This is a genomic window from Sphingosinicella ginsenosidimutans, from assembly GCF_007995055.1.
In the GTDB taxonomy this organism is placed as follows: Bacteria; Pseudomonadota; Alphaproteobacteria; order Sphingomonadales; family Sphingomonadaceae; genus Allosphingosinicella; species Allosphingosinicella ginsenosidimutans.
Genome location: NZ_VOQQ01000001.1, coordinates 2813622 through 2838198, shown reverse-complemented (window position 1 = coordinate 2838198; position 24577 = coordinate 2813622). Strand labels below are relative to the sequence as shown.

General features: G+C 65.8%; 21 protein-coding genes. 9 read left to right on the top strand and 12 right to left on the bottom strand.

The annotated features are described in order from the left end of the window. The first annotated feature begins 316 nt into the window (after positions 1–316). Entirely contained in the window at positions 317–2092 is a 1776-nt protein-coding gene (locus tag FRZ32_RS14090; RefSeq protein ID WP_147044100.1) for an AAA family ATPase, read from the top strand. Between the two features lie 337 nt (positions 2093–2429). Here FRZ32_RS14090 and FRZ32_RS14085 read toward each other — a convergent pair whose 3' ends face one another. Then, positions 2430–4103, bottom strand: coding sequence for a recombinase family protein (locus tag FRZ32_RS14085; RefSeq protein WP_147044099.1), 1674 nt, complete (start codon positions 4101–4103; stop codon positions 2430–2432). A 41-nt stretch (positions 4104–4144) separates the two neighbouring features. Here FRZ32_RS14085 and FRZ32_RS14080 point away from each other — a divergent pair, with 41 nt between their 5' ends. The 5 genes from FRZ32_RS14080 (at position 4145) to FRZ32_RS14060 (ending at position 8782) form a co-directional block, all read left to right on the top strand. Then, entirely contained in the window at positions 4145–4351 is a 207-nt protein-coding gene (locus FRZ32_RS14080) for a hypothetical protein (RefSeq protein WP_147044098.1), read from the top strand. A gap of 71 nt (positions 4352–4422) precedes the next feature. Beyond that, positions 4423–5730: a hypothetical protein gene (locus FRZ32_RS14075; protein WP_147044097.1), complete on the top strand. Its 1308-nt coding sequence runs from the start codon at positions 4423–4425 to the stop codon at positions 5728–5730. Positions 5731–5866: 136 nt separating this feature from the next. Beyond that, positions 5867–6202, top strand: a complete 336-nt coding sequence (locus tag FRZ32_RS14070; protein WP_147044096.1) for a helix-turn-helix transcriptional regulator — start codon at positions 5867–5869, stop codon at positions 6200–6202. 101 nt (positions 6203–6303) lie between these two features. Next, the gene (locus tag FRZ32_RS14065; protein ID WP_147044095.1) at positions 6304–6741 is read left to right on the top strand and encodes a hypothetical protein; all 438 of its coding nucleotides are present in this window, start codon (positions 6304–6306) and stop codon (positions 6739–6741) included. An 82-nt stretch (positions 6742–6823) separates the two neighbouring features. Further along, positions 6824–8782, top strand: a complete 1959-nt coding sequence (locus FRZ32_RS14060) for a recombinase family protein (protein WP_147044094.1) — start codon at positions 6824–6826, stop codon at positions 8780–8782. Here the strand turns inward: FRZ32_RS14060 and FRZ32_RS15720 are convergent. The 4 genes from FRZ32_RS15720 to FRZ32_RS14040 form a co-directional block, all read right to left on the bottom strand. Continuing rightward, positions 8779–9618: a cell wall hydrolase gene (locus FRZ32_RS15720; RefSeq protein ID WP_147044093.1), complete on the bottom strand. Its 840-nt coding sequence runs from the start codon at positions 9616–9618 to the stop codon at positions 8779–8781. The two genes, FRZ32_RS14060 and FRZ32_RS15720, sit on opposite strands and share 4 nt — an antisense overlap. A 95-nt stretch (positions 9619–9713) precedes the next feature. Next, positions 9714–9980, bottom strand: a complete 267-nt coding sequence (locus FRZ32_RS14050) for a hypothetical protein (RefSeq protein ID WP_147044092.1) — start codon at positions 9978–9980, stop codon at positions 9714–9716. Between the two features lie 57 nt (positions 9981–10037). After that, a complete protein-coding gene (gene cysK / locus FRZ32_RS14045) occupies positions 10038–10955 on the bottom strand; it encodes a cysteine synthase A (protein WP_147044091.1) in 918 nt (305 codons plus the stop codon). Beyond that, positions 10952–12250: an MFS transporter gene (locus FRZ32_RS14040; protein ID WP_147044090.1), complete on the bottom strand. Its 1299-nt coding sequence runs from the start codon at positions 12248–12250 to the stop codon at positions 10952–10954. Before FRZ32_RS14040 ends, cysK begins: the two co-directional genes overlap by 4 nt. Positions 12251–12466: 216 nt before the next feature. Here FRZ32_RS14040 and FRZ32_RS14035 point away from each other — a divergent pair, with 216 nt between their 5' ends. Further along, positions 12467–14188 carry a DUF885 domain-containing protein gene (locus tag FRZ32_RS14035; protein ID WP_147044089.1) on the top strand — a complete coding sequence of 574 codons (1722 nt, stop codon included), beginning with the start codon at positions 12467–12469 and terminating at the stop codon, positions 14186–14188. Between the two features lie 3 nt (positions 14189–14191). On the opposite strand, the gene FRZ32_RS14030 is transcribed toward FRZ32_RS14035, so the two are convergent. From FRZ32_RS14030 to FRZ32_RS14015, 4 genes are all read right to left on the bottom strand, one after another. Next, positions 14192–15553 (bottom strand): MFS transporter, encoded by a 1362-nt coding sequence (locus FRZ32_RS14030; protein WP_147044501.1) that lies wholly within the window; start codon positions 15551–15553, stop codon positions 14192–14194. A gap of 231 nt (positions 15554–15784) precedes the next feature. Further along, positions 15785–17992, bottom strand: coding sequence for a catalase/peroxidase HPI (gene katG / locus FRZ32_RS14025; protein ID WP_147044088.1), 2208 nt, complete (start codon positions 17990–17992; stop codon positions 15785–15787). Between the two features lie 104 nt (positions 17993–18096). Continuing rightward, a complete protein-coding gene (locus tag FRZ32_RS14020) occupies positions 18097–18486 on the bottom strand; it encodes a SpoIIAA family protein (protein ID WP_147044087.1) in 390 nt (129 codons plus the stop codon). A gap of 45 nt (positions 18487–18531) precedes the next feature. Further along, entirely contained in the window at positions 18532–20868 is a 2337-nt protein-coding gene (locus tag FRZ32_RS14015; protein WP_147044500.1) for an ATP-dependent helicase, read from the bottom strand. 138 nt (positions 20869–21006) lie between these two features. Between FRZ32_RS14015 and FRZ32_RS14010 the strand changes: the two genes are divergently transcribed. Next, entirely contained in the window at positions 21007–21609 is a 603-nt protein-coding gene (locus FRZ32_RS14010; RefSeq protein WP_147044086.1) for an acetate uptake transporter, read from the top strand. 70 nt (positions 21610–21679) lie between these two features. Further along, on the top strand, positions 21680–22948 hold the full coding sequence (locus FRZ32_RS14005) for an MFS transporter (RefSeq protein WP_147044085.1): 1269 nt from the start codon (positions 21680–21682) through the stop codon (positions 22946–22948). Positions 22949–22978: 30 nt separating this feature from the next. Here FRZ32_RS14005 and FRZ32_RS14000 read toward each other — a convergent pair whose 3' ends face one another. The 3 genes from FRZ32_RS14000 to FRZ32_RS13990 form a co-directional block, all read right to left on the bottom strand. Beyond that, positions 22979–23152 carry a YegP family protein gene (locus FRZ32_RS14000; protein WP_147044084.1) on the bottom strand — a complete coding sequence of 58 codons (174 nt, stop codon included), beginning with the start codon at positions 23150–23152 and terminating at the stop codon, positions 22979–22981. A 78-nt stretch (positions 23153–23230) separates the two neighbouring features. Next, on the bottom strand, positions 23231–23773 hold the full coding sequence (gene rsmD / locus FRZ32_RS13995; protein WP_147044083.1) for a 16S rRNA (guanine(966)-N(2))-methyltransferase RsmD: 543 nt from the start codon (positions 23771–23773) through the stop codon (positions 23231–23233). Next, a complete protein-coding gene (locus tag FRZ32_RS13990; protein ID WP_424141307.1) occupies positions 23770–24576 on the bottom strand; it encodes a pseudouridine synthase in 807 nt (268 codons plus the stop codon). The genes rsmD and FRZ32_RS13990 overlap by 4 nt, the downstream gene beginning before the upstream one ends. Position 24577: the final 1 nt, after the last annotated feature.

Sequence of the window (24577 nt, the reverse complement as noted above, 5' to 3'; positions counted from 1 at the left end):
CACGCCCTCCAATCCCGCAAGGGTGGTGAGGAGCTTGCGCAATCGGGTGCGCTTCCTGTCACGGATCGGTTTTCGAGCTGCGGTCCAAGACGGTGCACTGCATATTCGTGAGGCGTATAAATCCAACGGACGCGTAAATAGGCCGTGCTACGGCGCTTTTGAAAACTGGGGTCGGGACACCGTACGAGAGATTCGAACCTGGTTTAGCAAATACGCCGTGATTTAGTGTATCGAACCGTGAAAAATCCGCCGCTCCCTGAGGCTGTTTTGGTAGACATTTACTTGTCAGGCTGGCTGACGTCGGTATGCTTGGCGCATGGCTCTCCAGCGCTTCAAAATAGAAAATCAGAAGTCCATTCGCCTGGCGGAATGTGCCCACGTTCCGCGCATTATGGTCATCGCCGGGCCGAATGGTGTAGGCAAATCGACTTTGCTCTACGCGATCAATCAGGGCCGAGGGGAGCGTATCAGCGATCCCGATACTCGGTTTCTGTATCAAGGACCGCACCGAGTAATGAGGAGCACACAGGTGCAGCGGCGCTGGCTTGGCGGTCCTGCTCGATGGCTTCGCGATATTCTCAGTTCGGGTGATGTTAGCGGTTTCGAGGGACTGAATTTTTTTAACCCGGCGCGTACTCCCAGCAATGTCGACGAAGCTGGGAGCACCATCAAACACATCCTCGGGAAAATCGAAAATCGCAGACAAGCTATCTTGGCGGGCACGCTAGATCGTCTTCGTGAATCTAACGGTGCAATCGATGCAGGGAGTATCCCAGACGTCTATACATCGCTGCGCACCCTTACCGAGTTCATCCTGCCTCACCTTAAGTTCGCCCGCATCGACTTTACGAATGAGGATGACATACGCTGCGTCTGGGAACGCAGGGATGCGGCGTCCTCGCATGAGGTAGATATCGACGATCTCAGCTCCGGCGAAAAGGCCGTGATCGTATTGTTCCTGCCCCTCCTCGAGGAACAGCTGGAAGCTGGTCTACGCAGCCTTGAAGCTTTTAAGGGAACTGCGGCGCCCGAGCCGGAAGCGAGTGCCGATCGGGTCATCCTAATAGACGAACCGGAACAACACCTGCATCCCGACCTCCAGGCAAAGATTCTGACGTATATGCGACGCGTGAGCGACGAGAGTCGTACACAGTTCATTATCACAACGCATTCGCCGACCATCCTAGATCAAGCATTCGACACCGAGCTTTTTGTTTTGGCCGAACCCGATCCGGGTAATCCGACCGCAAGCCAGCTCAAACTCATCGCAAACAATGCGGAGCGCCTCGAAGCATTGAAGCAGCTCGCTGGCAGCGCTTACTTCCTGACGACGGGCCGGGTGATTGTATGTATCGAAGGCGAGCGAGACGCCGACCCCGAAACGCCTACCGACGCCCGTCTACTTGAAATACTCTATCCTCGCGCGTCAGCAGTGACTCTTGTCCCTACGACAGGAAAAGGAAATGTGATTCTCACGGTCCAACGTCTTCGCGAGCATTTGCCGGAGAACACGTTTCGTATCCGAGTTCGGGGTCTCATTGATGCAGATCAATCCGATGAGATCGAAGGGGTTGAGCAACTCCCCGTTTGCATGATCGAGAATCTCCTACTTAGTCCCATCAGTTTGCATACCTACCTCGCCGAGCAGGGAGTCGAAACATTTGCCAACCCGGAAGCGGTTGAACGGGAGCTGCGTAGGATCGCCAGTACGCTCCGCGAGAAGGAGATAATCCTTCGGCTTAGGCGTAAGATCAAGCCGGTCATGATCCGTCTAAGCGGCGCGACCGTGAACGCCCTGAAAGCTAGCCGAGATGAGAAACGTGCGGTTGTTGAAGCAATGTTACCGGCTGACCCAGAACTCGGTGACCTTGTCGATGAAGTGACGGGCGTCGTTGATAGAATCATTGCCAGCGGCACGGAACTGGATCAGTTCAGGGGCAAGGATATCTTAAGGCTATTTTATCAACAGCACGCTGCTCCGGCCGGTATCGCATACAATCCGATGTGCATTGATGTCGCCCGACGCGTTGCTCGCGATGAGAACATCACGACACGTCTTGACCCGGTTTTTGAACGTTTGTTAGCAGCCTAGCGTTTGGGTATGTCCAGATAGTTTAGTCACGGTTAGCTGCGGATTCTCCTTCCGCAAGAAGATGTCATGCCGGGCAACCAGCTCGCCCCGCTCGATCAACCGATCGAGCTGCCGGGGCGTGAGGCGAAGGTCCGCTTCAAGCTCGCGTCGCCGGAAGTAGCTGCCGGGGTGCTTTGCCACGAAGGCGGGATAGAAGCCGGTCCGGAACGCCTCGAAACAGCGGGAACAGGTCATATCCCACCGACCGAACCAGGTGGCGCGTGCCGGACAGTACCGGCAGGTGAAATTGCCCTCGGGTGCAAAGCCCTCCGGTTCCCGAAGAAGGCGCCCTTCGTACTCAGCCTGTCGCTTGGCGATGCGTATGAGGGTGCCGGCGAAATTGTGCAGACGCTCGCGGGCCTTTTCTCGTTCTTCGGGGGTAAGGTCTGGGCAGTAGCGATCGACAATGCGCCCTGCCGGGTCGTTGGTGGGATTCATCCCCGCCAGTCTGAGTCACGCCCTCCAATCCCGCAAGGGTGGTGAGGAGCTTGCGCAATCGGGTGCGCTTCCTGTCACGGATCGGTTTTCGAGCTGCGGCCCGAGACGGTGCACCGTAAGCCGAAATTGACCATTCGCGTATCTCCGCGAACGGAGAAAACATAGGAAACACGGGCTTTTTTAGGTCCACTATCAAGTTCGAACCCACGGATTTGAGAACATCGCGTTTTTCGTCGTCCAAGCCGATTTCGTAGCCTTGTAGAGCCGTCAAACCGAGTTCGAACCTTTCTGCAATGGATCGCCAATATGTCGAGTTGCCGCCGCTTTGGCGCTCCATAAGGGTCAATCGCAGAGCGAGGAGTGCCGCTTTCCTCTCCTCGTATGTCTGCTTGTCGATCGTGCCGTCCAAGACCGCATCGGTGAGGCGGTCGAGACGCTGAGCTAAAAGGCCAAGATCACGGTCGATCTCGCCTGCCTTCGCAGCGAGTCCTGCATCCTCCTCCGCGATCTTCTCGGCAAGCAGGTCGCGCAAGTCCCCTACGTCCCCGTCGTCCACCCGCAGCGCTGCCAGCTCGCTTCGGACCAGCTCGTCGGCTTTCGCTTCCGAGAGCGATACGCCCCGGCATCCGTAATCGTGGCAGCGATAATAAACGTGGCCCTTCTGCTGCTCGCCCACGAGCGAGCGGCCGCATCGCGCGCATTTGATGAGGCGGCGAAAGAGGAAACGATGGATTTGCGTGCGCGGGTACAGGCGCCCGGAAAGCACGTCCTGGACCCGATCGAACACGCTTTTTGAGATGAGCGGTTGATGATTCCCCGCGAACATCTCGTTGGTCCGTTTGATGCGGATAAGGCCGACGTAGAACGGATTGTGAAGCAGGTGGGAGATGGCATCGAGGGAGAGCGGCTTCCCGGCTCGCGAGAGGAGCCCGCGCTTTGCCATTTCGAGCCGCAGGTCGTTGAGACCGTAATTTGCGGTGGCGTACAGCTCGAACGCCTGTCGGACGAGCGGCCCGTCGTGCGGGTCGATCTCCTTGGCCTTGGCTTTGCCCCGATCCAGATAGCCGCGCGGCGCGGGGAGGGGGTAATACCCCTGCTTCACGCGGCCGTAGAAACCCTTACGCACCTCGTCCCGAAGGTTGCGGATGTAGTCAGCAGCGACCACGGCTTGCAGGTCGGCCGCCAGCCGCCCGCCTCGCGTGGTCAGGTCCAGATTGTCCTGCACGAAATGGACCTCGACGCCCCGGTCCATGAGTTCGCCGAGGCTCGCCCAGTCTTTGAGGTTGCGCGCGCTGCGGTCGATCTTGTGGATGATGACGCCTGCGGCGCGCCCGCGCGCAAGGTCGGCCATCATGCGGTTGAACTGGCGGCGACCGCGCTTCGCGGCCGTCTCAGTTTCCTCGAACCATCCGGCGATGGAAAGGCCCGTTCGCCGGGCGAACGCTTCTATGGCGGCGCGTTGTTCCTGAAGCGACGAGCTATGCTCGCCCTGCTTCACGGTCGATACGCGGATGTACGCGAAGTAGGATTTCATGCTCCGGGAGGAGTCGGCGGAATCGTACCCCGTGCGTCGGAATGAGTCGAATCGCCGGGGTGGATAGAAACGTGCCGGCGCGCGATCCGTACGAGGACGCGCGCCAGATTATCGAGCCGCTCGCGCGCGCGTTCGCGTTCGGCGGGATCCAGGTCGGGACAGAAGCGATCGAGGATGCGGTCTGCGGCGCCAGGCTGCGTGCGTTCGGACATCTAGGCATGATGCCGCACGCTCGCGCAGCGTCGTAGGATCGGAAAAAGCCCTGTGGCGCATAATGCCGATCCTGTTCCGTTTCCCCGCGAGACGGCACGATAGAGGAATGTCCTCCGATCCAAACGCCTCCGGTCCTACGCCCCTCATTTCGCACGTTTGCCAGGACGGCACGCTCATTGAGACGATCCACGATCCGGCGAAGGCAGAAACGGCGCTTGCCGTGTGTCGGCCCGGCGGCACCACGGCCGTCGTCGCCGATTTCGACCTACCCACCGGCGAACGCCTTGTTCCGTATTCCGCCCGCAACAATCTCCTTGCTTCCGGCTGCGTGCTGCTGCCGGGGGACGTTGGGGAGTTCGGGGACAAGGGGGACGTGGTGCGGGCCGTCCAAGCCTTCATCCATCGGTATGTCGATCTGTCGCCGGCTTTCGAGGAGATCGCCGCCCATTATGTCCTGCTGACGTGGGTGTATGACGCCTTCAACGAGCTCCCGTATCTGCGCTTCCGGGGCGATTGGGGAACCGGCAAGACCCGCGCGCTCCTGACGATCGGCTCCGTCTGCTATAAGCCGTTCTTTGCCTCCGGCGCCTCGACCGTCTCGCCCATTTTCCATGTCCTCGACGCCTTCGGCGGAACGCTCGTCTTGGACGAAGCGGATTTCCGCTTTTCGGACGCGACCGCCGAGCTGACCAAGATTCTCAATAACGGCACGGTCGCGGGCCTGCCGGTGCTGCGAACCATGACTAACCGCCATCGGGAGCTGAACCCTCAAGCCTTCAAGGTCTTCGGCCCCAAGCTCATCGCCATGCGCGAGGATTTCGCCGACCGTGCGCTCGAAAGCCGATTCCTCACGGAGGAAACCGGGCAACGACCTTTACGCTCCGACATTTCGATCAGCCTCCCCGCCGCGATGCAGGAGGAGGCGCGCGAGCTGCGCAACCGCCTGCTGGCGTGGCGCTTCCATGCCCGCTGGAGGGTCGCCTCCGATCCGACGCGACTGGTGCCGGACATAGCGCCCCGGTTCAATCAGACGGCGCTGTCCCTGCTGTCGATCATCGACGACGCTGGAGTCCGCGCCCGCATCGCCGGGCAGCTCGCGGGAGAGGAGGCGCGCGCAGCAGCAGAGCGCGCCGTCTCTGTCGAAGCCGCGGTGCTGTCCGCAATCATGGACGTTGCTGCAAGCCTTCCGGCGTTGCCCATCTCCGTCCGCGCCGTCGCCGAGCAATTTGAACGAACGGCGCTCGGGCGAGCGCACGGCTCGCTTACGGCGAAAGCCGTTGGCATCGTGATCCGCACGAAGCTGCGCCTGCCGACGGTGAAGATGCACGGCACGTACGCGATTCCGAACGCGCAGCGTTCCACCATCGCTGCGCTTGCCGCGCGTTACGGCATAGCGGCGCAAGAGGCGGCATAGCGGAAGGCGGCGGGATCGGTTCGCGCGAAGCGCGAAAATTATGCGCCCAGCGCATAATTCCTATCCTGCACAACATCGGCGGAAGCGGCGATGATAAGAACGGCCCGCTTAGCGGCCGCTAATTTTTCTGTTCTTTATGCACAACATTTACTTACGTCGCCTTCGCACTCGCTGGTCGCTCTCCCAAGAGGAATTGGCCGAACTGCTGGGCGTCGCGCAGGGGCGCATTTCGCGGTACGAGCGAGGCGACGAGCATCCAACCCTCCCGGTGGTGTTCGCCTTGCAAGTCATCTTCGGCCGATCGCCGCGCAATCTCGTCTCGCGCCTTTACGCATCGGTCGAGGAAGCGGTCATGCGCCGCGCCGTGGTCCTCGAACGCAAGGTCGCCGGCAAGAAGGACTACGCTTCCGTCAAGAAGCAGCACCTTCTGCGGGCGATGATGGCGCGCGCAACTAAGCACTCGGACGCATGACGCCGCCCCAGCCGTCATCTCTCGTGCTGGGCTTCAAACCCACAAGCCACGGATTCGGATGGGCGGCGTTCTCAAGCCCCTTATGCCTGTACGATTGGGGCGTGTCTGATACCAAGGCGGACAAGAACGCGGGCTGCCTGCGTAAGCTTGAGAAGATCATCTCGCGTCTGGAGCCGCAGACCATCGTGCTCGAAGCCTTCGAGCCCTCGTCGGCGAAGCGCTCCACGCGGATCGTTCGCCTATGCCGCTCGGTTGTGGCGCTTGCCCAAAGCCGTGGCATGGAGGTCGTCGTCTATACCAAGGGCGAGATTCGGAGTTGCTTTGCGAGCGTTGGTGCGCGGACACGCCAGGAAGTCGCCGAGGCGATCGTCCGTTCATTCGAACCGCTGCGCGACCAGTTGCCCCGGCCACGCCGCGATTGGGAGGGGCCGCCTCGTCGCATGGCACTGTTTGACGCCGGCGCAGCGGTGATCGCGCACTATCATTTGGGCGCATCCCGCCTCTTCGAATCCCTCTCGACGGACGATCCGACGAAGTGAGTCCCCGGTGAGTCGGGCGACGGCAGGCGCGCTTGCCACCTGCGCTAGGAGGCGTAAGCTCGGGCGTGCGGAGGGGTTTCCCATGACCAGCGGACAAGAGCGTGAGACGGCCAAGGCCGTGGGCATCTGGATTCGGGTATCGACCGAGGACCAGGTGCGGGGCGAAAGCCCGGAGCACCATGAGAAGCGCGCCCGCGCGTATGCGGAGGCCAAGGGCTGGCACGTCGCAGAGGTGTATCGCCTCGAAGCGGTCAGCGGCAAAGCGGTCATGGGGCATCCCGAGGCGCAGCGGATGCTTGCCGACGTGCGCGCGGGCGTCATCACGGGTTTGGTGTTCTCGAAGCTCGCGCGGCTGGCGCGCAACACCAAGGAGCTTCTGGAGTTCGCAGAACTGTTCCGCGCCGCTGGCGCGGACCTCGTTTCCCTCCAAGAGGCCATCGATACTAGCTCGCCGGCCGGCCGCCTGTTCTTCACCATGATCGCCGCGATGGCCCAATGGGAGCGGGAGGAGATCGCCGAGCGCGTGTCGGCCTCCGTTCCCGTCCGCGCCAAGCTCGGCAAGCCCATCGGCGGCGCCGCGCCCTTCGGGTATCGCTGGCGCGACAAGAAGCTCGAACCCGATCCTGACGAAGCGCCCGTTCGGGCGCTTTTGTACGAGCTGTTCGACGAGCACCGCCGCAAGAAGACCGTGGCGCGGCTCCTCAACGAGCGCGGATACCGCACCCGAAACGGCTCGCCCTTCACGGACACCACCGTAAGCCGCCTGCTGCGCGATTCCACCGCCAAGGGCCTCCATCGCGCCAACTACACCCGCACGAACGACCGCACGAAAAGCTGGGAATTGAAGCCGGAAGCGGAGTGGGTGCTGACGCCGGTCGTGCCGGTCGTCCCCGAGGAATTGTGGGAGCGCTGCAACGCGGTGCTCGACCAACAGCGCGACGGCCGCAAGCCGATGGCGCGCAAGTCCAGCTACCTCTTTGCCGGGTACGCCTTCTGCCATTGCGGCGGGAAGATGTACGTCTGGACGAACTCGCCCAAGTACGTCTGCACGTCCTGCCGCAACAAAATCCCGATACCCGATCTCGAAGCCGTGTATCGCGAGCAGCTCCGCCATTTCCTGCTCTCCCCCGACGAGATCGAGGCACACCGGCAGGCAGCGGACGAGGAGATCGCCGAGTGCGAGCGGCTCATCCAGAGCGCGCAAACCGAGTTGCGCAAGATCGAAGCGGAGGACGAGCGCCTCTACCAGCTCTATCTCGCCGACAGCCTCTCCAAGGAGGACTTCGGCCGGCGCCATCGCCCGCTCTCCGAGCGACGGGCGCAGCTTGAGGACGAGCTTCCCCGGCTCCAGGCGAAGATCGACGTGCTGCGGATCGGGAGCGCCTCGCAGGCGGAGGCGGTCGCGGAGGCCCGCGACCTCTCCGGGCGCTGGGACGATCTGCCGCCGGAGGACCGGCGGCAGATCGTGGAAGCGATCACGGATCGCATCGTCGTCGGAACCGACGACGTTGAAATAAGGCTGCTCCATGTCCCTTTCGGAAATGGCGCTGACAAGGCAACGCAATCATGCCGGTGCGGCCATCTGGGCGATGCCGCGCTCGCCTGCTCGCGCGCACCGAAATGCGCGGCGGACTATCAGGCGAAGGTTTCCGGCCCGCTGCTCGACCGGATCGATCTTCATGTCGAGGTCGCCGCCGTCGCCGCTGCGGACCTGGTGCTGCCGCCCCCCGCCGAAGGCTCGGCCGAGGTCGCGGCGCGGGTCGCCGAGGCGCGCGCCGTCCAGACAGCGCGCTACGAGGGCAGGGGGCCGCGCACCAATGCCGAGGCCGACGGGGAATTGCTCGATTCGGTCGCCACACCCGACGAGCCCGGCCGGCGGCTCCTCGCTCAGGCGGCCGAGGCGATGCGGCTTTCGGCGCGCGGCTACCACCGGGTGCTGCGGGTCGCGCGGACGATCGCCGATCTGGCCGGCAGCGATGGCGTCGGCCGAATCCATGTCGCCGAGGCCCTGAGCTATCGGCGGCAGGCGCCGCGCAATTAGGATCCGCGGAAGATCCGGACGCCGTTCTGGATCACGACGCGCGGTGTCGAGCGGGCGGGCGTTGCGGCCGCAGGCTGGGCGCTTGCGGGCCGGGCAGCCGCACGGCGCGGCGTTGCGCCAAAGCCGCGCGTTGCGACCGCGCGATAGACGACGGGGCGCTCGACGACCGGAATCTCCATGACGGGCCGCTCGACGGTTGCACCGCCGGCACCCGGCCGGGAGCGATGGATTCGCGGCATCCCGTCATCCAGCGGGCGGAGGACATAATTGTCCATGAAGGCCGCGTTGGGATCGTCCGCCGCCGGCGCCTGGGTGAAGGCATCGGCCGACCCGCCATAGCCGGGCCGGCGATAGAAGATGTGGGCGCCAAGCACGATCTGCGGGACGAGGCTCGGCGCCCAATAGGGGTTGATTGCCGTGGTGTGATAATTGGTGGCGAGGCCGACGGGGCGATAGACACTCCCGTGCAGCGCGGCGTCGGCGATGCGCCGGGCGCGATCCCAGGCGACCGGATCGACGGCGCGATACATCGACCCGTCACAGGTGAAGGTGAACTGGCAGCCGGTCGACCGGCTCGATCCCTGATAGACGACGCCGCACACCGTATTCGGATAAGCCGGGTGCCGCACCCGGTTCAGCACCACCTGGGCGACGGCACGCTGCCCGTCGTCGGACTGGCTGCGCGCTTCGTAATAGATCGCCTGCGCGAGGCATTCCCGCGAGCGATCCGCCGCGGCGGCATCGCCCTGCACGTTGAACGGTTGCGCGACATCGGCCGCGAGCGCGGCGGAGGCGTGGGCGGCCGCAAGACCGGCAAGGATCGACAGAAAACGCATCAAGCAAGGCCCGCAATTCGGGCCTGCCTTTATCCGTCGATCCTTGGGAAGCGGTTAACAAGCGCTTCTCAGGCGCCCGCGCCTCCGGCCTTGCGTTACTTGCCGGACGGGGCCGGCGCCGGAGTCGAGGTCGAAACCTTGACGTCCGGCAGATGGAGGTTGGGCGCGGCGATGTTGACGTTCACGTCCGCCTTGTCCGCAGCCTTGCCGAGATAGCCGCCGAAATAGAGGAAGGCGGCCACAGCAAGCACGATGACCAGGATGACGAGCGCGACCACGCCGCCTCCGCCACCGCCGCCGCCATCCACGACGGTCGTTTCGTGCACAACCTGCGGCGCATCGCGCCGGCCATCATCACCCATGATCTCTCTCCCGATCGTTTCGTGACCGAACGACGGGAGAGAGCGCCGGTTCCCGACCTACTCCTCAGGCAGGAATTCGGGCACCGAGAGATAGCGCTCGCCGGTGTCGTAGTTGAAGCCCAGGATCCGCTTGCCGGTGAGCTCGGGGAGCTTCTGGCGGATCGCGTCGAGCGTCGCGCCCGAGCTGATCCCGACCAGCATGCCTTCCTCGCGCGCGGCGCGGCGGGCCATCTCCTTGGCATTGTCGCCCTCGACGGTGACGACGCCGTCGAGCAGCGACCGATCGAGGATCGCCGGAACGAAGCCGGTGCCAAGGCCCTGGAGCGGGTGCGGCCCCGGTTGGCCGCCGGAGAGGACGGCGGAAAGGGCCGGTTCCACCGCAATGACCTTGAGGTCCGGCCATTCCTTCTTCAGCACGCGGGCGCAGCCGGTGATATGGCCGCCGGTGCCAACGCCGGTAATCATGACGTCGATCGGGGAGTCGCGGAAATCGTTCAGGATTTCCAGCGCGGTCGTGCGTGCGTGCACCTCGACATTCGCCGGGTTCTCGAACTGCTGCGGGATCCAGGCGCCCTCGATGCCGGCGGCGAGCGCTTCGGCCTTGGCGATCGCACCCTTCACGCCCTCGGCGCGCGGCGTCAGCTCGAAGGTCGCGCCATAAGCCAGCATCAGGCGCCGCCGCTCGATGCTCATGCTGTCGGGCATGACGAGGATCAGCCGGTAGCCCTTCACGGCGGCGACCATCGCGAGGCCGATGCCGGTATTGCCGCTGGTCGGCTCGATGATCGTTCCGCCGGGCTTGAGCTTGCCGCTGCGCTCGGCGTCCTCGATCATCGCCAGCGCGATGCGATCCTTGATCGATCCGCCCGGATTCATGCGCTCCTGCTTGATCCAGACCTCGGCGTCGCCGAACAGGCGATTGACGCGGACGTGCGGCGTGTTGCCGATCGTTTCGAGTATCGTGTTCGCCTTCATGGGGTGATCACTCCGTGTTGAGGCTCGATGTCGAGCATTTCAGGCGGGTCGAACGTCTTTGCAAGACGCAGCTCGGGAAAAAGCCGCGCCCAGGCCAGGGTAACGAGGATCGCCGCCGATCCGCCGAACAGGACGGCGCCCACTGGTCCCAACAGGCTGGCGAGAAGGCCCGATTCCGCCTCGCCAAGTTCGTTGGACGCGGAAATGGTCAGCTGGCTCACCGCGCTGACCCGGCCGCGCATCGCGTCGGGCGTGTGCAGCTGGATCAGCGACTGGCGGACATAGACCGAGACCATGTCCGCCGCGCCAGCGACGACCAGCGCGGTGAAGCTGAGCCAGAAATGAGTCGACAATCCGAAGGTCAGGATGGCGAGCGCGAAGACGATCACCGAGGCCAGCATCTTCACCCCGACATTCGCCTTCATCGGCCGGACCGAGAAATAACAGGCGGTGGAGGCCGCGCCGACCCCCATGGCGGCCGCGAGGATGCCGAGCCCGCTAGCATCGACGTGGAGAATGTCGCGTGCATAGATGGGAAGCAACGCGGTGGCGCCGGCGAGGAGCACGACGAAAAGGTCGAGCGTGATCGCCGCGAGGACCAGCCGGTTCCGGCGGACATAAGCGAAACCGTCGATGATCCGGGCGAGGACGCGATGGTCCTTCTGGACGGGGGGCTGCGGCACGGGGCCGATGAGGAAGATGGCGAGAAGCGCGACGACGAGCAGCCCGGTGATCGCGGCATAGGCCGTGTCGGGGTGGATGGCGTAGAGCAGCCCGCCGAGGCTCGGCCCGGCGATCGTCCCGACCTGCCATGCGATCGAGCTGACCGCGATCGCGGTCGGCAGGCTTTCGCGCGGGACGAGATTTGGCGCGAGCGCGGAATAAGCGGGGCCGGAAAAGGCGCGCACGCAGCCGATGAGCACCGCGGCGGTGAACAATACCGGAAGGCTGAGCCGGTCGGCCCAGGTGAAGAGGCCGAGCATGGCGGCGGTGAGGACGAGCACCCCGGTGGTGATCCGCACGATCCAGCGCCGGTCCATCGAGTCCGCCGCGAGACCGACCAGCGGAGTCAGCAGGAACAGGGGAACGAACTGGGCCGCGCCGATCATGCCCAGCAGGAAGCTCGCCTCCTTGATCGTCATCGCAAGCCCGTTCGGATCGCGGGCGATCGAATAGACCTGCCAGCCAAGCACGATCGCGAGCGCGCTGACCGCGATCGTGCCGGTGAAGCGCGACAGCCAGTAGGCGCGGAAATTCGGGATCGTGAAGGGATGGGGAGCGCCGTGACCAGCCATTGCCGCGCTCTTACGGATTGACCCGGCGCGCGGCAACCTGCGCGCGGCGGCGGAACGATCAAAGAAGAACGCCTTGTCTCCGCCGGCCGCGGTGTGAAAGAATTTGCTCCGCTGCGTCTCTGCGCGGGCAAAATCCCTTCCGGCGCAATGGGCTGGCGCCCGCTTGCACCGCGTGCCAGAAGCGCGCCGGGGACGAAAAAGGAGAGGAAGGGAATGATGAGGAAAGCGCTTCTTGCGGGCGCCGGCTCGATCGCGCTGCTGCTCGGCGGCTGCCATGCGGCCGGTTCGGGCAATCAGGCGGCCCACGGCCCCGCGGACTGGGACGGTTTCGTCAGCCGGACGATCGACGGCTATCTGCGGATCAATCCGGATTTCGCCGTCTATCAGGGCAAGCACGAATATGACGGGCAGATCCCCGACTGGAGCCCGGAAGGCCTCCAGCGCCGCCAGGCATTCGTCCAGCAGGCGATCAACGATGCCCAGGCGTTCGATGCCGAGGCGATGACGCCCGAACAGCGCTACCAGCGCGATTATGTGACCGCGGTGATGCGTGGGCAGTTGTTCTGGCTCGCCACCGCCGATCAGCCGCACACCAACCCGGCTTATTATATCGGCTCGCTGGATCCGTCGGTGTACGTGACCCGCCCCTATGCGCCACCGGCGCAGCGGCTTCGCGCCTATATCACCTATCTGCGCAACGTGCCCCGCGCCGCGGAGCAGATCCGCGCGAACCTGCGCGCGCCGCTGCCGGTGAGCTTCATCGATTTCGGCAAGGCCGGGTTCGGCGGATTCGCGGAATATTATCGCGGCGACGGCAAGCGCGCCTTCGCCGACGTGCATGATGCCCAGCTCCAGGCCGATCTCAATTCCGCCTCGGAAGCGGCGGCGACGGCGATGCAGGGCCTGGCCGACTGGGTCGAATCGCAGCGGGCTCAGGCGGGGACCAATTTCGCGCTCGGCGCCGAGCGATTCTCTCAGATGCTTCGCGACACCGAGATGGTCGATCTCCCGCTCGACCAGCTTCAGCAGATCGGCGAGCGGGACCTGCAGCGCAACCAGGCGGCGCTGCGCGAGGCCTGCGCCCGCTATGCCCCGGGCCAGACGATCGAGGCCTGCACCTTGAGGATGCAGAACGACAAGCCGGCCGGCGGCCCGGTCGCCGCGGCGCGCGCCGAGCTGGACAGCCTGCGCCAGTTCGTCATCGATCACGATATCGTCAGCGTGCCCAGCATGGTCCAGGCGCAGGTGGAGGAATCGCCACCCTACAACCGGCAGAATTCGGCCTATATCTCGATCGCCGGCCCCTATGAGCACAACCTGCCGTCGGTCTATTACATCTCCCCGCCCGATCCTTCATGGACGCCCGAGGTGCAGCGCGCCTTCGTGCCGGGAAAGGCGGACCTGCTCTTCACCACGGTCCATGAGGTCTGGCCGGGCCACTATCTCAACTTCCTCCATGCCAACCGCTCGCATTTCCTCTTCGGGCAGCTCTTCGTGGGCTATGCCTATGCGGAAGGCTGGGCGCATTATGCCGAGGAGATGATGTGGGATGCCGGCCTCAATGACGGCGATCCGGAGACCCATGTCGGGCAGCTCAGCAACGCCCTGCTGCGCGACTGCCGGTTCCTCTCGGCAATCGGGCTGCACACGGGGCGGATGACGCAGGAGCAGAGCTACCAGATGTTCCGCACCCAATGCTATCAGGACGAGGGGAATGCGCGGCAGCAGGCGGCGCGCGGCACCTACGATCCGGCCTATCTCAACTACACGCTCGGCAAGCTGATGATCCGCAAGCTGCGCGAGGACTGGACTGCCAGTCACGGCGGGCGGCAGGGCTGGAAGGCCTTCCACGATCAGTTCCTGAGCTATGGCGGGCCGCCGATCCCTCTGGTCCGTCAGCAGATGATGCGGGAGCAGACGCCGCGCTCGGTCTTCTGATCCTCACTCCGCCGGTTCGCCGGCCACCGCATCCGGTGGCCGGCGGACGGCGGGGTTGAGGCGCGCCAGGCTGCAGATCCCGGCGACGAAGGCGAGGCCGCAGGCGACCAGCGCCGGAACCCGCCCGTCGCCGATGCCCAGCGCCAGCAGGGCGGCGACCATCGTTGCGCCGGTCGTCTGGCCGACGAGCCGCGTCGTCGAGACGAGCCCGCCCGCCGGCGCCGTCCGGTCGCGCGGCGCCGATCCGATCACCAGCCGCGCATTGGGCGAAAGGTAGAGGCCGAAGCCGAAGCCGCACAATGACATCCGCCAGGCGACATCCCAATAATCGGGATGCGCGGGCATGAAGCCGATGAGCAGCAACGCAACGACGCCGATCGCCATGCCGATGCCGCCGAGCAAGCCGGCCGGATAGCGATCGGACAGCGCGCCGGCCGCCGGCGCCACGATCATCATGGTGAGCGGCCACACGCCGATCACCGCGCCCGCCTCCGAGGGCGAGAAGCCGAAGCCATGCTGGAGCCGGAAGGACATCGAGAGCAGCAACGTCATCGAGGCGATGAAGGCGCAAAAGCCGCCGACCACCGACAGCGCGATCACCGGCCGGCGAAGCAGGTCGACCGGGAAGATCGGCGCCGGCTCCCGCGCGCCCCGGCGCACCACCAGCAGCCCGATGAACAGGCCCGACAGGACGATCGCGGCCGAGACGACCGGGCTGTCGCCATGCACGCCGCTTTCGAGGCCGCCGATGACGAGCCCGAACATGGCCGCGCACATGACGGCGCCGAGCAGGTCGAACGGCTCCGGCCTCAGCTTCGGATCGGGAAGGCTCCGGCCGAAGAGCAGCGAGGCGATCGCGAACGGGACCGCGCTCGCAAACACCCAGGGCCAGGGCGCGATCGCGAGGACGAGGCCGCCGAGCGTCGGCGCCACCGAGGCGCCGGCCGACACGACCAGCGAATTGAGCGCGAGCCCGCGGCCGAGCGCGGTCGACGGATAGATGGCCCGAACGAGCGCCGAGGAGACGCTGAGCGCCGCCGCGGCGCCGATCGCCTGCGCCACCCGCACGACGAGGAGAAAGGCGAGGCTGTGCGCGAAGAAGCACAGGATCGTGGCGATGGTGAAGATCAGCTGGCCGATCTGGTACATCCGCTTGAGCCCGATCCGGTCGCCGAGGCCGGAAAAGGGGAGCAGCGCCATCACCAGGATCAGCTGATAGGTGGTGACGATCGAGACGACGGACGCGGAATCGACATGAAGGTCGCGCGCGATACTCGGCAGTGCCACCGTCGGGATCGCGCCGTCGATGACCACCAGCGCCGAGCCGAAGGAAACGGCGAGGATCGCCGTGATCCGCCGCGGCATCGGCACGCCATCGCGGGCATCGTAAATGTCGGTTGGATCGGGAAGGCTTGGCGCCGGCTGGGCCGGGACTTCGAATCCGGGCGGCAATCGGTCGCCGCTGCCGGTGTCGAACACGCGCGGCCGGGTCCTTGGCTCTCGAACGGGCATCATCCCCCAGTGCGCGAATTGACGCCTGGTTCCAAGCCTTGATGTGGATCGGGCCCCCGGCGGCGGCCGGAGGCCCGATCGAGGTCACGCGAGGTCGAAGCGATCCGCGTTCATCACCTTCGTCCAGGCGGCGACGAAATCGGCGACGAACTTGTCCGCCGCGTCATCGGCCGCATAGACCTCGCTCAGCGCGCGAAGCTGCGAATTGGAGCCGAAGACCAGGTCGGTGCGGGTTCCGCGCCACTTCTGCTGGTCGGTCTTGCGGCAGGTGCCGACGAAGACCTCGTCCGCATGGCCGTCCACTTCCTTCCACGCCGTGCCCATGTCGAGCAGATTGACGAAGAAGTCGTTGGTGAGCTGACCTGGCCGATCGGTGAAGACACCGTGATCGGAGCCGCCATGATTGGCGCCGAGCACGCGAAGCCCGCCGACCAGCACCGTCATCTCCGGCGCCGAGAGGCCGAGCAGCTGCGCGCGATCGACCAGCAATTCCTCGGTCGGCACGCTGAAGCGAACCTGGAGATAGTTGCGGAACCCGTCGGCCTTCGGCTCGAGCGGCTCGAAGCTGTGCGCGTCGGTCTGCTCCTGGCTGGCGTCGCCGCGCCCGGAGGCGAAGGGGACGGTGATGTCGTGACCCGCCGCCTTCGCCGCCTGCTCGACGCCGACATTGCCGCCGAGCACGATGAGGTCGGCGAGGCTCACCCGCGAAGGCCCGCCGAAGTCGCGCTGGATGCCCTCGTAGACGGCGAGCACCTTCGCGAGCTCGGCGGGCTCGTTGACGTCCCAGTCCTTCTGCGGCGCGAGGCGGATGCGCGCGCCATTGGCGCCGCCGCGCTTGTCCGATCCGCGGAAGGTGGAGGCGGACGCCCAGGCGGTCTTGACGAGTTGCGCGATCGAGAGGCCCGAGGCCGCGATCTTGCCCTTGAGCGCCGCGACGTCGCCATCGCCGAGCTTCGGCCCGGGCGGCACCGGATCCTGCCAGATCAGGTCCTCGGCCGGCACTTCCGGGCCGAGATAGCGGCACTTGGGGCCCATGTCGCGATGGGTGAGCTTGAACCAGGCGCGGGCGAAGGCGTCGGCGAACTGATCCGGATTGCGATAGAAGCGCTCGGCGATTTCCCGATATTTCGGGTCCATCTTGAACGCCATGTCGGCGGTCGTCATCATCGTCGGAAGCCGGCGATCGGGGCTGTGCGCGCCCGGCGCCATATCCTCCGGCTTCTGGTTGATCGGCTGCCATTGCGGCGCGCCGGCCGGGCTCTTCACCAGCTCATAGTCATATTCGAGCAGCATCCGGAAATAATTGTTCGACCATTGGATCGGGGTCGGCGTCCACGCGCCTTCGAGCCCCGAGGTGATCGTATCGTCGCCGATGCCGCTCTCATGCCCGCTTTGCCAGCCGAGGCCCTGCTGCGCGATGTCGGCGCCCTCCGGCTCCGCGCCGACCTTCGAGGCATCGCCGGCGCCGTGGCACTTGCCGAACGTGTGGCCGCCGGCGGTGAGCGCGAGCGTCTCCTCGTCGTTCATCGCCATGCGGGCGAAGGTCTCGCGGATGTCACGGGCCGAGGCGATCGGATCGCTGTTGCCGCCGGGTCCGGTCGGGTTGACGTAGATGAGGCCCATCTGGACCGCGGCGAGCGGGTTTTCGAGAACCATCTCCCGCTCGGGCTGGATCCGGGTCTCGTTCTTCTCGTGGCCGACCCAGAATTCCTCCGTGCCCCAATAGACGTCCTTTTCTGGCTCGTAGATGTCCTCGCGGCCGCCGCCGAAGCCGAAGACCGGCCCACCCATCGATTCGATCGCGACGTTGCCGGCGAGGATGAGGAGGTCCGCCCAGGAAAGCTTGCGGCCATATTTCTTCTTGATCGGCCAGAGCAGCCGCCGCGCCTTGTCGAGATTGGCATTGTCCGGCCAGCTGTTGAGCGGAGCGAAGCGCTGGTTGCCCGAATTGGCGCCACCGCGTCCGTCCCCGGTGCGATAGGTGCCCGCGGCGTGCCAGGCCATGCGGATGAAGAAGGGTCCGTAATGACCGTAATCGGCCGGCCACCAGGGCTGGCTGTCGGTCATCAACGCGGTGAGATCGCGCTTCACCGCATAATAATCGAGCGATTCGAATTCCTTGCGGTAATCGAAATCGTCGCCCATCGGATTGCCGTGAAGGCCGTGCTGATGGAGGATTTCCAGGCTGAGCTGGTTCGGCCACCAGTCGCGGTTCGTCCGTCCGAGCAGGGATCGCAAGGCGGCACGCGCCTTCGAAGGATCGTTGAGGGGATCGCCGGTTTTCGCGTCCATGTCCGTCTCCTGGGGCTTGTGGTTTTCTATACCCTAGGCGCGCCGGACAATCGCGAAAAGCGATTAAACTTGGTCAGCTTGAATTGAAAAATCGATGAGCGTGGTCAGCCGCTCGCGCGGCCTTCCCCTTCGCGCAGGATCCATGCTCGCGCCGCGGCCGCGCCGTCCCGATCGAAGACCCGATAGTCGACGCCCGGAATCAGGTGGGATTCGATGCGGCCGACAGCGCGCACCCAGGCCGGATCGGCGACCAGCGCGATCCGATCGAGCGCGCCGATCATCCGCCTGAACATCGGCAGATGCCTCAGCTCCTCGAGGATCGCGCCGAATTCGATATGAATGCCTTCGCGGACGTCGGCGAGAATGTCGATCCTGGGCGCGGTCTCGATCAGCCGCTCCATTCGCCCGAACGCCTCGCGCGCATCGGCGCCGGTGACGTGTCCCTCGCAGACGATCTCAAGCGCGCGCGGGGTGAGGGAGGTGTAGGTGATCATGGTGACGGAACGCGCGCCGGCTCCCTTGGTGCCGCCTCGTTGCGATCATCCAACGCTGACAAAGCTGTCGAGCACCCGCTTGCGCCCGGTCTGCTCGAAGTCGATCTCCAGCTTGTTGCCCTCGATCTCGGCAACGGTGCCGTAGCCGAATTTTGAGTGGAAGACGCGCATTCCGACCGAGATGTCGCTGCGGCCGGGATTGCCGAAGCTGACTGCGCTCGCGCGGGCTTCGACGACGCGGCTCGGCGAGGAATCGAAGCGGCCGGAGGCGGCTGCGCGCTGCCAGCCGGGGCCGCGCGTGCTGGCGCGGGTGGATTGCGCGGCGGCGAGGTGGGCGAACGGATCGGCATTTGCCGACCAATTGGCGCGCCACAGGCTCTCGCCGCCGGTCATCGTCGTTTCCTCCTCGGTATGGGCGCCGGGGAGTTCGGCGACGAAGCGGCTCGGGATCGAGCTTGTCCATTGGCCGTAGATGCGGCGGTTTGCGGCATGGAAGATGAAGCACTTGCGCCGCGCCCTTGTGATCGCGACGTAAGCGAGCCGGCGCTCCTCCTCAAGGCTGGCATTGCCGCCCTCGTCGAGCGCGCGCTGCGACGGGAAGACGCCTTCCTCCCAGCCGGCGAGGAAGACGGTGTCGAATTCCAGGCCCTTGGCGGCATGGATGGTCATGATCGTGACCTTCTCCGCCTGCGCGTCCGCGTCATTGTCCATGACGAGGCTGACATGCTCCAGGAACGCGCCGAGCGTCTCATAGTCCTCCATCGCCCGCGTGAGTTCCGCGAGGTTTTCGAGGCGGCCGGCGCTTTCGGCGGAGCGATCCGCCTGGAGCATCGCGGTATAGCCGGATTCGTCGAGGATCAGGCGGGCAAGCTCGGGGTGGGGAAGGGAGGTTTGGGAAGAACCCCCTCCACCAGCCTGCGGCTGGTCCCCCTCCTCCGCAAAAGCGGGGGAGGAATTCAATAGGGCGCGCCATCGGGCGAAATCGCCGACGAGATTGCCGAGGCTGCGGCGCGCGGCGCCGGTCAGCTCGTCCGTGTCGAGAATTTGGGCCGCGGCGACGCTGAGGGGGATGCCCTCGGCGCGGGCGAGGCTGTGGAGCTTCGCCACCGCCTTGTCGCCCAGGCCGCGCTTGGGCGTGTTGACGATCCGCTCGAACGCGAGATCGTCCGCCGGCTGGGCGACGACGCGCAGGTAAGCGAGCGCGTCGCGGATCTCGGCGCGTTCGTAGAAGCGGAAGCCGCCGACGATCCGATAGGGAAGGCCGATCGCGATGAAGCGATCCTCGAACTCGCGGGTCTGGAACTGGGCGCGCACCAGGATCGCAGCGGTGTCGAGCCGCTCGCCGCGGCGCTGCATCGCCTCAAGCTCGTCGCCGACGCGGCGCGCCTCCTCCGGCCCGTCCCACACGCCGATGACCTGCACCTTCTCGCCGCCGTCCATGTCGGTCCACAAGGTCTTGCCGAGCCGTCCGCTATTCTGCGCGATGAGGCCGGAGGCGGCGCCGAGGATGTGCGGCGTCGAGCGGTAATTCTGCTCAAGCCGAATGACAGCGGCGCCCGGGAAGTCCTTCTCGAACCTCAGGATGTTGGAAACCTCCGCGCCGCGCCACGAATAGATCGACTGATCGTCGTCGCCGACGCAGCAGATGTTCTTGCGCTCCTGGGCGATCAGCCGGAGCCACAGATACTGGCTCTGGTTGGTGTCCTGATATTCGTCGACGAGGACATATTTGAAGCGCTGCTGGTAGAGTTCGAGAACGTCGCGGTGCGTCTTCAGGATCACCAGCATGTGGAGCAGCAGGTCCCCGAAATCGCAGGCGTTGAGATCGCGAAGCCGCGCCTGGTAGAGCGCGTAGAGCTGCGCGCCGCGGCCGTTCGCATAGGCTTCCGCCTCGCCGGCATCGACCTGGTCCGGCGTCCAGCCCTTGTTCTTCCAGCGATCGATCAGCCCCGCCAGCGCCCGGGCGGGCCAGCGTTTCTCGTCGATGTCGGCGGCCTGGATGATCTGCTTCAAAAGCCGCAGCTGATCGTCCGTGTCGAGGATGGTGAAATTGTTCTTGAGGCCGACCAGCTCGGCATGGCGGCGGAGCATCTTCGCGCCGATCGAATGGAAGGTGCCGAGCCAGGGCATCCCCTCCACCGCCTCGCCGATCAACCGGCCGACGCGCTCCCTCATCTCCCGCGCCGCCTTGTTGGTGAAGGTGACGGCGAGGATTTCCGAGGGCCAGGCGCGGCGGGTGGCGACGAGGTGGGCGAGCCTTGCGGTCAGCGCCGCCGTCTTGCCCGTGCCGGCGCCGGCAAGGACCAGGACCGGCCCTTCAGTCGTCAGCACCGCCTCGCGCTGCGGGGCGTTAAGCCCCTTGAGATAGGGCGGCTCGGGCATGTTGGCTGGGAGATCGGTCACACCTGAACAGGTAGGGAACGCGGCGCATCGGAGCAAGCGCTTGACTTGCCGGGCCCGCGACCGCAGCCTCGATCCTGACGGGCGCGCAACGACGCCCGCGCCAAGGAGGGGACTGCCATGTCGGACGTGAACGGGGCGGCCGCCCCGCCTGTCGCCAATCCCGCCGCGCTCGGCCTGGTCGGGTTCGGTCTCACCACCGTGCTGCTGAGCCTGATCAACGCCGGCGTCCTGCCCGCGGGCGGCGAAGGCGTCGTGATCCCGCTTGCGCTTGCTTACGGGGGTCTCATCCAGATCGTCGCCGGCCTGCTCGAGTTCAGGCTCGGCAACACGTTCGGGATGACGGCGTTTCTGAGCTACGGCGCCTTCTGGTGGTGGTTCGCGCTGCTGCTCCTCTTCGCGCATTCGGGGCTGATCGACATTTCCGGTGCCGGGCCGACGGTTGGCGTCGCGCTGCTGCTGTGGGGGCTGCTGACCTTCTACCTGTGGATCGGTACCTTCCGCCTCAGCCGCATCCTGTTCGCGATCTTCCTCACCTTGTGGGTGACCTTCCTGCTGCTCGGCCTGGGCGCGGCGCAGGGATCGGCGAGCCTCTCCCACGCCGGCGGATGGCTCGGGCTCCTGTGCGGGACGCTTGCGATCTACGGCAGCTTCGGGATCGTCACCAACGCGACCTTCGGACGCACGGTGATCCCGCTCGGCGAGACCCCGATCCTGAAGTGAGGCCGGGCCGGCTTGCGCCGAGGGGCACGAGCCGGCAAGGCTCCCGCCGACAAGCGAGGCGGGGAGTGGGATGATCCATCCGTTCAGGGCGAATGCGCGCGTGCTGCTGGCGAGCCTGGTCGGCACGTCGGTCGAATTCTACGATTTCTATATCTATGCGACCGCCGCGGCGATCGTGTTCGGGCCGCTTTTCTTCCCGTCCGACTCGAGCTCGACGGAACTGCTCGCTTCTTATGGGAGCCTCGCGGTCGCGTTCGTCGCGCGGCCGGTCGGCGCCTGGGCGTTCGGCCATTTCGGCGACCGGATCGGGCGCAAGTCGACGCTCGTCGCCTCGCTGATGCTGATGGGCGGATCCACGATGCTGATCGGCGCGCTGCCGACCTATGCCAGCGCCGGCATCTGGGCGCCGGTGCTTCTGTGCATCCTGCGTTTTGGCCAGGGCTTCGGGCTTGGCGGCGAATGGGGCGGCGCGGCCCTGCTCGCGGTCGAAAACGCGCCCGAAGGCTGGCGCGCGCGCTTCGGCATGGTGCCGCAGCTCGGCGCGCCGGTCGGCTATGTCGCCGCCAATTCGCTGTTCCTCCTCCTCGGCGCGACGATGAGCCGGGCCGACTTCCTCGCCTGGGGCTGGCGCATCCCTTTCCTGCTGTCGATCGTGCTCGTCGGCCTCGGCCTTTGGGTGCGCCTGAAGCTCACCGAGACGCCGGCCTTTCGTGCCGCGCTCCAGGAAGCGCCGCCGCCGTCGGTCCCGCTCATCGAACTGCTGCGCGAACATCCGCTTGAGGTCCTTGGCGGCACATTCGGCGCGGTCGCCTGCTTCGCGGTCTATTATCTCGCGACGGCCTTCGCGCTCGGCTACGGGACGACCACCCTGCATATCGAGCAGCAGACGTTCCTCTTGATGCAGCTCGGCGCGATCGTCTTCATGGCGATCTCCATTCCGGTGTCGGGCTGGCTGGCCGACCGTTGGGGCGCGGGCCGGGTGCTGAGCTGGGGCTGCGTCGCGGCGGCAGCGGCCGGGCTGCTGCTCGCGCCGACGCTGCAATCGGGGTCGCTGCCGGTGATCTTCGCCGGGCTCAGCTTCGCGCTGATCGTGATGGGCCTGGTCTACGGCCCGCTCGGCACCTGGCTGCCAAGCCTGTTCCCGGCGCGGGTGCGCTATACGGGCGTCAGCCTCGCCTTCAACGTCGCGGGCATCCTTGGCGGCGCTCTGACGCCGATCGCGGCGGTGTGGCTGGCGCGGGAGGGCGGACTGATCTGGGTGGGGCTCTATCTCGCCGGCGCGTCGCTGATGAGCCTGATCGCGCTGCTGGCGCTCGGCCGGAAAAAGCGGGCAGGGTAAACGGCCCGCCCGCTCTCCCGGGGAAGCCTTCTATTCCTCTTCGGTCGGCGCGCCGGGGCCGTTCTTCTTGATCGATTCGATCGCGTTCACCGCACCGGCCTTCGAGCTGTAGCCCTCGGTCCAGAAGATCGTCTCGGCGTTATATTTGAAATAGGCGACATACTCGCCAGCCTTGTTCTGCTTGATCGTGAACTTGTGCGCCACGCGCGCCTCCCCTGAAAAAGCCTGGGTGAGACGTTTCTAACATGGATCAACCGACTCCCCAACGGGAAACGCGCTTCGTCAGGCGGTGGTGAGGAGCAGGATATGCGCCTTGCCGAACCGGCGCTCGGCCGTCGGGCGGACATTGGCCGGCAGGGCCAGACTCTCGCCCGCCGTCTCGATCGAGAGCCAGCCGCCCGGCGCCAGCCAGCCGCCAGCGCCGATCCGATCCAGCGCCGCCTGGGCGAGCCCGGAGCCATAAGGCGGGTCCATGAAGATGAGGTCGCACGGGCGGGGCGGGGGCAGGGCGTGTTCCACCGGCTGGGCGCGCAGCTCCGCCTGCGTTGCAGCGCCGAGCTTGCCGAGGTTGCGGCTCAGGATATCGATCGCCGCGCGGTCCTTTTCATAGAAGGTGCAGTGCGCCGCGCCGCGCGACAGCGCTTCGATCCCGAGCGCGCCGGTTCCTGCGAAGAGATCGGCGACGGCGAGGCCTTCGAAGCTCCCGAGCCGGCTCGCGAGCATCGAGAACAGCCCTTCGCGGGCGCGGTCGCTGGTCGGGCGGGTCGCCTGGCCGGTGGGGGCGAGCAGCGGCCGGCCGCGCCACTGGCCGGCAATGATCCTCACCGTTTGACCCCGGCGCGTTCGCGGCGCGGCTCGAGCGTCTTGCGGAATGCAACGAGATCGTGCTGGCGGATTTCGTCCACCGCGCCCGCCGGCAGATCGCCGAGCGCGAACGGCCCGTAAGCGGTCCGAATGAGCCGGCTCACCTTGAGCCCCAGATGTTCGAGAACGCGGCGCACCTCGCGATTCTTGCCCTCGGTGAGCTTCATCTCGATCCACTGGTTGCGGCCCGTCCGGCGCTCCAGATTGGCGTCGATCGGACCGTAGCGGATGCCGTCGATCTCGATCCCGTCGAACAGGCCCTCGAGCGTCGCCTGGCTGACTTCGCCGAACGCACGGGCGCGATAGGTGCGCTCGACCCCGGTCGCGGGAAGCTCGAGCTGGCGCTTGAGGCCGCCGTCGGTGGTGAGCAGCAGCAAGCCCTCGGTGTTCATGTCGAGCCGGCCGACCGGCACGACGCGCGGCAGGCCCTTGGGGAGCCGATCGTAGATGGTCGGGCGGCCCCTGGGATCACGTTCGGTGGTCAGCAGCCCCGCCGGCTTGTGGAAGCGGAAGAGACGGGCCGGGGCAGGGGCCTTCACCGGCTGCCCGTCGACGGTGACGCCGTGGAGGGAGGTGAGCAGCGTGGCCGGCGTCTCGACCGTGGTGCCGGCGATGGCGATGCGGCCCTCCGCGATCATCCTCTCGATCTCGCGGCGCGAGGCGATGCCGGCGCGGGCGAGGAGTTTTGCGATGCGCTGAGGTTCACGGGGGGCGGGCAGGTTTCGTCTCCTTGCGGCCGTCGCGCCGGACGGCCCGACATTTATT

Bases quoted from the DNA above. Each gene is read 5' to 3' on its own strand.
- FRZ32_RS14070 (WP_147044096.1), top strand. From the start codon at position 5,867: ATGCACAACATTTACTTACGTCGCCTTCGCACTCGCTGGTCGCTCTCC.
- FRZ32_RS14080 (WP_147044098.1), top strand. From the start codon at position 4,145: ATGAGTCGAATCGCCGGGGTGGATAGAAACGTGCCGGCGCGCGATCCG.
- katG (WP_147044088.1), bottom strand. From the start codon at position 17,992: ATGGACGCGAAAACCGGCGATCCCCTCAACGATCCTTCGAAGGCGCGT.
- FRZ32_RS14005 (WP_147044085.1), top strand. From the start codon at position 21,680: ATGATCCATCCGTTCAGGGCGAATGCGCGCGTGCTGCTGGCGAGCCTG.
- FRZ32_RS14030 (WP_147044501.1), bottom strand. From the start codon at position 15,553: ATGCCGCGGCGGATCACGGCGATCCTCGCCGTTTCCTTCGGCTCGGCG.
- cysK (WP_147044091.1), bottom strand. From the start codon at position 10,955: ATGAAGGCGAACACGATACTCGAAACGATCGGCAACACGCCGCACGTC.
- FRZ32_RS14010 (WP_147044086.1), top strand. From the start codon at position 21,007: ATGTCGGACGTGAACGGGGCGGCCGCCCCGCCTGTCGCCAATCCCGCC.
- FRZ32_RS14060 (WP_147044094.1), top strand. From the start codon at position 6,824: ATGACCAGCGGACAAGAGCGTGAGACGGCCAAGGCCGTGGGCATCTGG.
- FRZ32_RS15720 (WP_147044093.1), bottom strand. From the start codon at position 9,618: ATGCGTTTTCTGTCGATCCTTGCCGGTCTTGCGGCCGCCCACGCCTCC.
- FRZ32_RS14015 (WP_147044500.1), bottom strand. From the start codon at position 20,868: ATGCCCGAGCCGCCCTATCTCAAGGGGCTTAACGCCCCGCAGCGCGAG.
- FRZ32_RS14050 (WP_147044092.1), bottom strand. From the start codon at position 9,980: ATGGGTGATGATGGCCGGCGCGATGCGCCGCAGGTTGTGCACGAAACG.
- FRZ32_RS14090 (WP_147044100.1), top strand. From the start codon at position 317: ATGGCTCTCCAGCGCTTCAAAATAGAAAATCAGAAGTCCATTCGCCTG.
- FRZ32_RS14040 (WP_147044090.1), bottom strand. From the start codon at position 12,250: ATGGCTGGTCACGGCGCTCCCCATCCCTTCACGATCCCGAATTTCCGC.
- FRZ32_RS14035 (WP_147044089.1), top strand. From the start codon at position 12,467: ATGAGGAAAGCGCTTCTTGCGGGCGCCGGCTCGATCGCGCTGCTGCTC.
- FRZ32_RS14020 (WP_147044087.1), bottom strand. From the start codon at position 18,486: ATGATCACCTACACCTCCCTCACCCCGCGCGCGCTTGAGATCGTCTGC.
- FRZ32_RS14075 (WP_147044097.1), top strand. From the start codon at position 4,423: ATGTCCTCCGATCCAAACGCCTCCGGTCCTACGCCCCTCATTTCGCAC.
- FRZ32_RS14085 (WP_147044099.1), bottom strand. From the start codon at position 4,103: ATGAAATCCTACTTCGCGTACATCCGCGTATCGACCGTGAAGCAGGGC.